Origin of the sequence: Brevundimonas sp., from assembly GCF_036677305.1 — a bacterium.
Taxonomy (GTDB): domain Bacteria; phylum Pseudomonadota; class Alphaproteobacteria; order Caulobacterales; family Caulobacteraceae; genus Brevundimonas.
Genome location: NZ_JAKFEB010000027.1, coordinates 1 through 10,837, shown reverse-complemented (window position 1 = coordinate 10,837; position 10,837 = coordinate 1). Strand labels below are relative to the sequence as shown.

Here is a 10,837-nt window from a genome sequence, read left to right as displayed (position 1 = left end):
GGCCGCCGGAGCCGCCCCAGGGTCGGTCCATCGAAACGGCCCGGTCGTCGGGCCCCTTTCAAGGACCCGCCCCATGCTCTCGATCGCCGCCGCCCTGCTGCTCCTGACCGCCCAGACCGGCCCCGTCGCCCCCCGGGATGGCGAGTCCAGCGTCGTCATCACCTTCGAGACCGGCGCCTCGACCGGCTCGGTCATGGTCGTGCTCTATGATTCCGAGGCCGCCTATGAGGACGGGCCGCCCGTCGCCCAGGCCGTGGTTCCCGCCTCGGGTCCCGTCGTCGCCCGGTTCGGGAACCTGCCCGCCGGCGACTATGCGGTGAAGGCCTTCCACGACATCGACGGCGACGGCCGGATGAACAAAAACCCCTTCGGCATGCCGGTCGAGCCCTACGCCTTCTCGAACAACGCCGTCGGCAACATGGGCCCCGCCCGCTGGGCCGCCGCCCGCTTCCCCGTCTCGGGCGAAACCGCCCAGACGATCAGCATTCGCTGAGAAGCCGGGCCTCAAGTAGCGCGACGCGCGATAGGCCCCAAAGAAGAGAGACAAGTTATGATCGCCTCCCGCCGTTCCTTCCTGATGGGCGCCGCCGCCCTCTCCGCCGCCGTCGTGACGCCCGAGACCGTCCGCGCCATGGCCGCCCTGCAGGCCGCCGCCCCCTGGGCCCTGGCCACGGCCGACGTCGAGGCCGACATCGCGCCGCGCGCCATGCGCCTGGTCCACGGCCGCGCCCCGGCGGGCCTGACCGGGACCCTGTTCCGCAACGGCCCGGCCAAATTCCGCCGCCCGGGCGGCTCGGCCACCCACTGGTTCGACGGCGACGGAATGATGCGGGCCTTCCGGATCAACGACGGCGAGGTCACGCTGGACGCCCGCTTCGCCGACACGCCCAAGCGCCGCTGGGAGAGCGAGCTCGACGCCGTGGTCACCCCCGGCTTCGGCACCGCCGGCGACGCCCGCGCCCGGGTCGGCTCCAACGACGCCGCCAACGCCGCCAACACCGCCGTCATGCTGGCCGGCGACGAGGTCTGGGCCCTGTGGGAAGGCGGCTCGCCCCTGGCCCTGTCGGCGGCGGACCTGTCGACGAAACGGTTCGTCACCCTGCGCGACGACCTCAAGGGCATGCCCTTCCAGGCCCACCCCCGCTACGACCCCGACGGGACCGTGTGGAACATCGGCCTGAACGGGGACAAGGCCATCGTCTGGCGGCTGAACGCCGACCGCAGCCTGAACTCGGCCCAGGTCATCGACCTGCCCCGCGCCAGCTATATGCATGACTTCACCGCCTCGGCCCGGCATCTGATCATCGTGCTGCAGCCGTGGGTCTTCGAGCGCCAGGGGATGCCCTTCGCCTCGCGGTTCGCCTGGAAGCCCGAGCTGGGGACGCAGATCCTGGTCGTCGACAAGGCCGACCTGTCGCGCCGCCGCCTCTTCGACCTGCCGGCCTTCAGCTATTTCCACCTCGGCGACGCCTGGGAGGACGCCTCGGGCGCGATCCGCTTCGACGTCGCCGCCGGCAAGGACGTCGCCTTCGCCGTCGACGGGGCCCGGGTGCTGGTCGAGCAGCGCGGGGTCGTCGCGGGAGAGCCCGCGGTCCTGAAGCTGGTCACCCTGCACGCCGACGGCCGCGCCGAACTGGCCTCCAGCGGGGTGATCGCCGAATTCCCCCGCAGCGATCCGCGCCGCGCCGGCCTGCGCCGCCGCCTGACCGTCCACACCGCCGGCGAACGGCCCGACCAGCCCCTGCCTTCAGGCATCGCGACCTGGGACTGGGACAGCGGCCGCTCGGACGCCTTCACCTTCGGCGACGCGCAGATCGTGGAAGAGGCGGTCTTCGCGCCCCGCGGCGCGGACGAGACCGACGCCTGGCTGGTCGCCCCCTCGATCAACCTGCGCGAGGGGGTCACCGAGCTCCACGCCTTCAACGCCGCCCGCGTCGCCGACGGCCCTGTCGCCACCTGGCGCGCCGACGTGGCCCTGCCGGCGGGCTTCCACGGCATCTGGGCGGGGTAGATCTGACCGGCCTCAAGCAGCGCGAAGCGCGGTAGGCCAAAAAGGATGCTCAGTACCAGCCGGCCTCGCGCAGGGCCCTGGCGTAGCGGCGGCTGACGGGCGCCTCGATCCCGCCCTCCAGCGTCAGGGTGGCCCGGCCGTCGCCCCGGCTCACCCCGCGCACGGCGTCCTTCGCCACCCACCAGCTGCGGTGCGTCTGCGCGCCTTCCAGCCCCTCCAGCTCGGTCAGGGCGTCGGACAGCCGCATCAGGATCAGGTCCGAACCCCGGTCGGTGTGGATGCGCAGATAGTGGTCCTCGGACTGGACGGCCCGGATGGCCGAGCCCCTCAGCCTGAACGGCAGCCGGTCGAGGAACCGCGCGGGCCTGGCCCCCGCCGCCGCCGCATGGGTCTGGACCGGCGTCCGGCCCAGAAAGACGTTCAGCGCGCTCAGCGTTCCCGTCACCACCAGCACAGGTCCGATGAAGTCCGGCAGCCGCGCCAGAACCACCGACCGGTCGTCATCGAAGAACCAGCCCGTGACGGCCCAGACCATGACCACCAGGGGCCCGGACATGACGGCGGTCAGGGTCACGACGGCCAGCAGGGGCCGCCGGTCCAGATCCAGATGGCGCTCGACCAGCATGGAGCACAGATGACCCCACAGGGCCCCGATCAGCATGATCGGCAGCCAGTACCCGAGTCGGAACATCAGCGACGTCCCGCCCATGCCGAACGCCTCGGTCAGGGCCAGCAGCACGCCGGCCGCCAGGGCGACGCCAAGCCCGCGCAGCAGTCCGCGGTCTATGGAGATGCGTACGACGTCGGAGCGTGTCCCGGCGGCGGTCATGTCGGGCTCAGTCCGGCGCCGGCAGGCACACCGCCCGGAACCCGGCCGCCGCGAACCGGACCATGTAGTCGCAGGCGCTCTCCAGATCCCCCGACCGGCACAGGCCGCCCGACAGCCGGTCCAGCCGTCCGGTCTCGCCGAGGGTCAGGGTCAGGGCCCCCGACAGGTTGTGATAGGCCCAGTACAGGTCCACCTCGCGCGCCTCGGGCATGATCACCTTGACCAGCTCGATCAGCCGCCGGATCGCCGGGTCGAAATAGCGGGCCATGGTCTCGCCGCCGAAGGCCGGGTTGGCGTTGGTCTGGGCCACGAGGGCGGAATAGTGTTTCCACCCGGGCCCGCCCTTCAGCGACCACTGGAACGGCGGTCGCAGGAAGGCTTCCAGCAGCCCCTCCAGCGTCATCCCGCCCTCGCCCGCGTCGCGCGCATAGCGGTTGATGGCGTCGACCCGCTCGTTGTTCCAGACCTCGGCGCGGCGCAGGAACACCGCGTCGAACAGCCCCCGCTTGGCCCCGAAATAGTAGTGGACCAGCGCCGTATCGACGCCGGCCTCGCGCGCCACCTCGCGGATGGTCACGCCATAGAAGCCGTGTTTGGAGAACAGGTCCTCGGACGCGTCCAGGATCAGGTCGCGGGTGTCCGCCGAACCGGCGGCCTTGGCCTTCGGGGGTCGTCCACGTTTGGCGGCCGGCGCTTCGAGCTTGGTCATGAGGGTGAAGCTAGGCCTCATTCGACTGCCTGTGCAACGGCGCCACAGGTCGGAGGGCGGCTGACGCGGGGGAAGCTGCGCCGTTTGACAGGCCCCGGAAAACGGTTACGTTCCGCGAAAATCATTGAACGCTGAATAAAAGCGTCTCCGCTGGAAATCACAGGATTGGGGTACCCATGAACCGCTACGTCAAGACGGCCTTGCTGGCCGGCGCCGCCTGGAGCGCGCTTTCGTCCTTCGCCATGGCGCAGGACGCCGTTCCGCAAGACGGAGCGACTTCGGTCGACGACGTCATCGTCACCGCCCGCCGCCGCGCCGAAGTCCTGCAGGACGTGCCGGTCGCGGTCACGGCCATCGGCGCCCAGGCGCTGGAAAATCGCGGCACCGCCGACATCACCGAACTGGCGCGCACGACGCCCAGCCTGACGCTGAACTCGGCGCGCGGTTCGAACTCGACCCTGATCTCCTTCATCCGCGGCGTCGGCCAGCAGGATCCGCTGTGGGGCTTCGACCCGGGCGTGGGCCTGTACATCGACGACGTCTACGTCGCCCGCCCGCAGGCCGCCGTGCTCGACATCTTCGACGTCGAACGCATTGAAGTGCTGCGCGGCCCGCAAGGCACCCTGTACGGCCGCAACACCATCGGCGGCGCCATCAAATACGTGACGCGGCGGATCGGCGACGAGCCCGAGATTTCCCTGCGCGGCGCCTATGGCAGCTACGACCAGTTCGACGTCATCGGCAGCGTCTCCGGTCCGGTCACCGAGAATTTCGGCGTCTCGGCGTCGGTCGCCCGCTATCTGCGTGACGGCTTCGGCACGAACAACAACACCGGGACCGAACACTACAACAAGGACGTGCTGGCCGCCCGCGCCAGCGCCGAATGGACCCCGGCCGACAGCCTGTTCTTCCGCCTCGCCGCCGACTACGTGAAGGACGGATCGAACGCCCGCCACGGCCACCGCGAGTTCGCCCCGATCCCGGCCGATGAATACGACACCTTCGCCGGCGCCGGCGACAAGAACGAGGTCGAGTCGCGCGGCATCTCGCTGACCGGCGAATGGCAGGCCAACGACTGGCTGACCCTCAAGTCGGTGACCGCCTATCGTGACGGTTACACGCGCGGCAACATCGACTTCGACAACCTGGCCGCGCCGATCCTCGACATTCCGGCCGAGTATGACGACGATCAGTTCAGCCAGGAGTTCCAGGCGCTGATGGAAGGCGACCGCTGGTCCGGCGTGGCCGGCCTGTTCTTCCTCGACGCCACCGCTTCGGGCGCCTTCGACACCGTCGTCGGCCTGGCCAACCTGACCACCCTGACCTCGGGCAGCGTCGGCACCAAGAGCTGGTCGGCCTTCGGCGACTTCTCCTATGACGTCACCGACCAGCTGTCCGTGTCGGTCGGCGGCCGCTTCACCCACGACGAGAAGACCGGCACCGTCTTCCGCCAGCAGTACCTCGGCATCCGCAGCCCCCACTTCGGCAACGCGGCCGCCATCCCGCTGGGCGCGCCCCGCACGAACTACACGGACACCAAGGAGTTCGAGGAATTCACCCCGCGTGTCAGCGTCACCTACGAGATGACGCCGGACATGACCGCCTATGCCTCCTGGGGCCGCGGCTTCAAGTCGGGCGGTTTCGACATGCGCGGCGACGCGGTGCTCTATCCCGACACCGTCAACGGCTATGAGCCGGAAACGGTCGAGACGATCGAACTCGGCCTCAAGGGCCGCCTGTTCGACAACTTCACCTTCGCGACCGCCATCTTCGACTCGGCCTACGAAGACCAGCAGATCACGACCCAGTATCCGGCGGGCGCCACCGTGGCCTCGGTGGTCGACAACGTCGGCTCGTCCTCGATCCGCGGCTGGGAGTTCGAAGGCCAGTTCCGCGTCACGGACAACCTCGTCCTGAACGGCATGCTGAGCTACATCGACGCCCAGTTCGACGAATTCCTGGCCTACATCCCGACCGGCCCGCTGAACTCGAGCTGCCCGGCCCTGGTCGGCTGCTTCGTCGACGTCTCGGACCAGCGCGACTTCCAGAACACGCCGGAGTGGACGGGGGCGATCAGCGCCACCTACACCCACAACTTCTCCGACGGGTCGCACCTGAACTTCACGCCGTCGGCGGCCTATCGCGGCGCCTATCAGCAGTTCGAGACGCCGGCCCCGCTGCTGGATCAGGAAGCCTACTGGATGTACGACGCCAGCGCGGTCTGGACCTCGGCCAGCGACCGCTGGACGGTGGCCCTGAACGGCAAGAACCTGAGCGACGAGCGCTACAAGACGGGCGGCTACAACTTCCCGGGCGCCATCACCGGCAACTCGATCATCGCCTTCTACGGCGCGCCGCGCACCTACACCTTCTCGGTGGGCGTGAAGTTCTGATCCGCCAAAGACTCCTGAAGCCTGATCGCATCTGATCACGGGCGGCGGTTCTCCTGAGCCGCCGCCCTTTTTCTTTGGCGCTGTCCGAAAGCGCCGCTACCGTTCCAGCCAACAAGAAGACCGTCGGGGGAAGATCATGACGACCACGGACGCCGCCGAGACCTCGATCCGTCCCGGCTATCGCTACTATGTGCTGGCCATCCTGATCCTGGTCTACATGCTGAACTTCCTTGACCGGCAGATCATCGGCATCCTGGCCGCGCCCCTGAAGGCCCATTTCCAGCTCAGCGACCAGCAGTTCGGCCTGCTGGGCGGCATCGCCTTCGCCTCGGTCTATTCGACGCTGGCCATTCCCATCGCCTGGCTGGCCGACCGCTTCAGCCGCGTCTGGATCATGACCGCGGCCCTGACCGTGTGGAGCGGCTTCACCGCCCTGTGCGGCATGGCCGGTTCGTTCGGCCAGCTGTTCCTGTGCCGCATGGGCGTGGGCGTGGGCGAGGCGGGCGGCGTGGCGCCGTCGTATTCGCTGGTCGCCGACTATTTCCCGCCCCACCAGAGAGCGCGGGCCCTCGCCGCCTACGCCTTCGGCATTCCGCTGGGCACGGCCGCGGGCACGCTGGTCGGCGGACTTCTGGCCGCAAAATTCGGCTGGCAGACGGCCTTCATCGTCGTGGGGCTGGCCGGTCTGTTGCTGGCGCCGGTGCTGCGCCTGACGGTCAAGGATCCGAAGCGGGGCGGCATGGAAAGCGCCGCCGCCCACGCCGCGATCGCCGAGGCCGCTGCGGGTCCGGCGGCCTCGCGCAAGGTCGGCCTGTATGTCGCCCTCGCCCTGTTCATCGTCGCCGGCCTCTGCGCCGCCTGGGCCGTGGCCAAGGGGATCGCCCCCTTCCTGAGCGGCCCCGGAACCGTCTGGATGTTCGCCGCCGGCCTGCTGGCGGTGATCGGCCTGTCGGTCTTCATCTCGCGGTCCACCGCCTCGGTGGTGATGAAGAAGAAGAGCTTCTGGCTGCTGGCGCTGGGCGCCGCCTCCTCGTCGGTCTGCGGTTACGGCGTCGCGGGCTGGCTGCCCCTGTTCTTCATGCGCAGCTTCGGCCTGACCCTGACCCAGGTCAGCTGGTACTATTCCGGCATCGCCCTGGTCGGCGGCATCGCCGGCATCTGGCTGGGCGGCATGGTCGCCGACAAGCTGGGCAAGCGCTCCAAGGGCGCCTATCCGCTGGTCCCGGCCATCGCCTTCCTGATCTCGGCCCCCTGTTTCATCCTGGCCATGAATTCGGGCTGGCTGATCGAACAGGTCATGCCCGGCGCCGGCGGCAACAGCGCCGCGGCCCTGACCATGGCCTTCCTCATCTTCCTGATCCCGACGGGACTGAACCTGGTCTGGCTGGGGCCGATCACGGCGGCGGTGCAGCATCTGGTGCCCGCGCCCATGCGGACCACGGCCTCGGCCCTGTTCCTGCTGATCAACAACCTGCTCGGCATCGCCGTCGGCTTCTTCTATTTCGGCTGGATGAGCGATCTGCTGGCGCCGCGCTTCGGCGACGAGAGCCTGCGCTGGGCCATCTACACCGGCATGGGCTTCTATCTGCTGGCGTCGGCCCTGCTGATCGGCGCCTCGCGGACCCTGACGAAAGACTGGGTGGACTAGGGTGACGACACGGTTGCGCCTGCGAAGGCGCAGCCCCTATAAGCGCCGCAACTCTTCCCCAGCGTTGCGGCGGCTCCTCCCATGAACATTCACGAATACCAGGCCAAGCAGGTCCTGAAGGGCTTTGGCGCGCCGGTCGCCGAGGGCGTGGCGATCACCTCGGCCGATCAGGCCGAAGCCGCGGCCCGCCAGCTGCCCGGTCCGCTCTATGTCGTGAAGTCGCAGATCCACGCCGGCGGGCGCGGCAAGGGCAAGTTCAAGGAACTGGGGCCCGACGCCAAGGGCGGCGTGCGCCTGGCCCGCTCGATCGAGGAGGTCGTGGCCAACGCCAGGGAAATGCTCGGCAACACCCTGGTGACCGCCCAGACGGGCGACGCCGGCAAACAGGTCAACCGCCTCTATATCGAGGACGGCGCCGACATCGACCGGGAACTGTACTGCTCGCTGCTGGTCGACCGGGGCACGGGCCGGGTCTCCTTCGTCGTCTCGACCGAGGGCGGCATGGACATCGAGGCCGTCGCCCATGACACGCCCGAGAAGATCCAGACCATCGACATCGACCCCGAAGCCGGCGTCACCGCCGCCAATGTGGCCGAGATCAACACCGCCTTCGGCCTGACCGGCGCGGCGGCCGAGGACGGCAAGAGCCTGTTCCCGATCCTCTACAAGGCCTTCGTCGAGACCGACATGTCGATGCTGGAGGTCAATCCGCTGATCGTCATGACCGACGGCCACCTGCGGGTTCTGGACGCCAAGGTCAGCTTCGACGGCAACGCCCTGTTCCGCCACGAGGACATGAAGGCGCTGCGCGACGAGACCGAGGAAGACGCCAAGGAGATCGAGGCTTCGGAATGGGACCTCGCCTATGTCGCCCTGGACGGCAACATCGGCTGCATGGTCAACGGCGCCGGCCTGGCCATGGCGACGATGGACATCATCAAGCTGTACGGCAAGGAGCCCGCCAACTTCTGCGACGTCGGCGGCGGCGCTTCGAAGGAAAAGGTCGCGGCGGCCTTCAAGATCATCACCGCCGACCCCGCCGTGCAGGGCATCCTGGTCAACATCTTCGGCGGCATCATGCGCTGCGACGTCATCGCCGAGGGCGTGGTCGCGGCGGTGAAGGAAGTCGGGCTGAAGGTGCCGCTGGTCGTCCGTCTGGAAGGCACCAACGTCGCCGAGGGCAAGCGCATTCTCAATGAATCGGGTCTGGCCATCACCGCGGCCGACGACCTCGACGACGCCGCCCAGAAGATCGTCGCGGCGGTCGGCTGAGCCATCCGGCCCGCCACCGACCGTCCCGCTGACAGAATAATCAGAGCAAACCCATGTCCATCCTCGTCGACAAGAACACCAAGGTCATCGTCCAGGGCCTGACCGGCAAGACCGGCACCTTCCACACCGAACAGGCGCTGCGCTACTACGGCACCCAGATGGTCGGCGGCGTCCACCCGAAGAAGGGCGGCGAGATCTGGCACGGGTCCGAGGGCGAAAGCCTGCCGATCTTCGCCTCGGTCGCCGAAGCCCGGGAAGCCACCGGCGCGACGGCCTCGGTGATCTACGTCCCGCCGGCGGGCGCCGCCGACGCCATCATCGAGGCGATCGAGGCCGAGGTGCCCTTCATCACCTGCATCACCGAAGGCATCCCGGTGCTGGACATGGTGCGGGTCAAGGCGCGGCTGGACCGCTCGAAGTCGCGCCTGCTGGGCCCGAACTGCCCCGGCATCCTGACCCCGGAAGAGTGCAAGATCGGCATCATGCCGGGCTCCATCTTCAAGAAGGGCAATGTCGGCATCGTCTCGCGCTCGGGCACCCTGACCTATGAGGCGGTGTTCCAGACCACCAACGAGGGCCTGGGCCAGACGACGGCCGTCGGCATCGGCGGCGACCCGGTCAAGGGCACCGAATTCATCGACGTGCTGGAGCTGTTCCTCGCCGATCCCGAGACCCGGTCGATCGTCATGATCGGCGAGATCGGCGGCGCGGCCGAGGAAGACGCCGCCCAGTTCCTGATCGACGAGGCCAGGAAGGGCCGCAGCAAGCCGATGGTCGGCTTCATCGCCGGACGCACCGCCCCCAAGGGCCGCACCATGGGCCACGCCGGGGCCGTCGTCTCGGGCGGCAAGGGCGATGCGGAGTCCAAGATCGCGGCCATGGAGGCGGCGGGCATCCGCGTCTCGCCGTCGCCTGCACGCCTCGGAACGACGCTGGTGGAAGTGCTGAAGGGCTGATCCGGTGTCCCGGTAGCGGGACAACAAACGTACGAATTTCACCCGAATTGGGCGAATTTCGACCCTTTCGCCCCCATTCGGTCATGACCGATCAGGAAACAGCGCCTATATCAGCGGCGCCGGTTCGCGCAGGCGTGCGCGCACCGCATCCAGGGACGTGACGATACGATGGCTGACGACGCCGGACGGCTGAACCAGGTCTTTGCAGAGACCAGCTTCCTGTATGGCTCCAACGCCTCGTTCATCGAGGACCTGCACGGGAAATGGGCCGCCGATCCCGCGTCCGTGTCGGCCGAGTGGCGCGCCTTCTTCGACCAGCTGCGGGACAACGCCGACAGCGTGCGCGCCTCGGGCGCCGCCGGCTCGTGGGGCCGGTCCGTCGTCGAGGAGCCCACCGAGGCCTCCGCCGTCTTCGACGGCCGCTGGCCCGCGCCGAAACCCGATCCGAAAAAGCCGGGCGCCGCGCCCGCGGCGGCTCCGGCCGCAGCCGCGCCCGCCGTCTCGGCCGAGGCCGTCCGCGCCGCCGCCCATGATTCGATCCGGGCCCTGATGCTGATCCGCAGCTATCGCGTGCGCGGTCACCTGCAGGCGACGCTGGATCCGCTGGGCATCGAACAGGCGACCCACAACCCCGAACTGACCCCCGAATTCTACGGCTTCACCGAGGCCGACCTGGACCGCCCCATCTATCTGGACGGAGTCCTGGGCCTGCAGACCGGCAGCATCCGCGAGGTGCTGGCCATCCTGCGCCGGACCTACTGCGGCAACATCGGCATCCAGTTCATGCACATCGCCGAGCCGGAGGAGAAATCCTGGCTGCAGGCGCGCTTCGAAGGCCCGGACAAGTTCGAGCAGAACGCCTTCACCAGGGAAGGCAAGCTGGCCATCCTGAACAAGCTGATCGAGGCCGAGGGCTTCGAACGCTTCCTGCACAAACGCTTCCCCGGCACCAAGCGGTTCGGTCTGGACGGCGGCGAGGCCATGGTCCCGGCGCTGGAGCAGATCATCAAGCGCGGCGG

Annotated in this window: 9 protein-coding genes; 7 read left to right on the top strand and 2 right to left on the bottom strand. The window is 68.7% G+C overall.

Annotation, left to right across the window (positions count from 1 at the left end; translation table 11 throughout):
* The first annotated feature begins 73 nt into the window (after positions 1 to 73).
* Entirely contained in the window at positions 74 to 493 is a 420-nt protein-coding gene (locus tag V6M42_RS01745) for a DUF2141 domain-containing protein (RefSeq protein WP_332676719.1), read from the top strand.
* Positions 494 to 550: 57 nt separating this feature from the next.
* Entirely contained in the window at positions 551 to 2,011 is a 1,461-nt protein-coding gene (locus tag V6M42_RS01740) for a carotenoid oxygenase family protein (RefSeq protein ID WP_332676717.1), read from the top strand.
* 49 nt (positions 2,012 to 2,060) lie between these two features.
* Here the strand turns inward: V6M42_RS01740 and V6M42_RS01735 are convergent, their stop codons facing one another.
* A complete protein-coding gene (locus tag V6M42_RS01735; protein WP_332676715.1) occupies positions 2,061 to 2,840 on the bottom strand; it encodes a LytTR family DNA-binding domain-containing protein in 780 nt (259 codons plus the stop codon).
* Positions 2,841 to 2,847: 7 nt separating this feature from the next.
* Positions 2,848 to 3,549 carry a TetR/AcrR family transcriptional regulator gene (locus V6M42_RS01730; RefSeq protein WP_332659833.1) on the bottom strand — a complete coding sequence of 234 codons (702 nt, stop codon included), beginning with the start codon at positions 3,547 to 3,549 and terminating at the stop codon, positions 2,848 to 2,850.
* 176 nt (positions 3,550 to 3,725) lie between these two features.
* Between V6M42_RS01730 and V6M42_RS01725 the strand changes: the two genes are divergently transcribed.
* From V6M42_RS01725 to V6M42_RS01705, 5 genes are all read left to right on the top strand, one after another.
* A complete protein-coding gene (locus V6M42_RS01725; protein ID WP_332659832.1) occupies positions 3,726 to 5,942 on the top strand; it encodes a TonB-dependent receptor in 2,217 nt (738 codons plus the stop codon).
* A gap of 136 nt (positions 5,943 to 6,078) precedes the next feature.
* Entirely contained in the window at positions 6,079 to 7,590 is a 1,512-nt protein-coding gene (locus V6M42_RS01720) for a spinster family MFS transporter (protein ID WP_332659830.1), read from the top strand.
* Positions 7,591 to 7,671: 81 nt separating this feature from the next.
* Entirely contained in the window at positions 7,672 to 8,862 is a 1,191-nt protein-coding gene (sucC, locus tag V6M42_RS01715) for an ADP-forming succinate--CoA ligase subunit beta (protein ID WP_332659828.1), read from the top strand.
* Between the two features lie 53 nt (positions 8,863 to 8,915).
* Positions 8,916 to 9,818 carry a succinate--CoA ligase subunit alpha gene (sucD, locus tag V6M42_RS01710; protein ID WP_332676713.1) on the top strand — a complete coding sequence of 301 codons (903 nt, stop codon included), beginning with the start codon at positions 8,916 to 8,918 and terminating at the stop codon, positions 9,816 to 9,818.
* A gap of 168 nt (positions 9,819 to 9,986) precedes the next feature.
* A partial coding sequence (locus V6M42_RS01705; RefSeq protein ID WP_442880907.1) for a 2-oxoglutarate dehydrogenase E1 subunit family protein occupies positions 9,987 to 10,837 on the top strand: 851 nt, incomplete at its 3' end.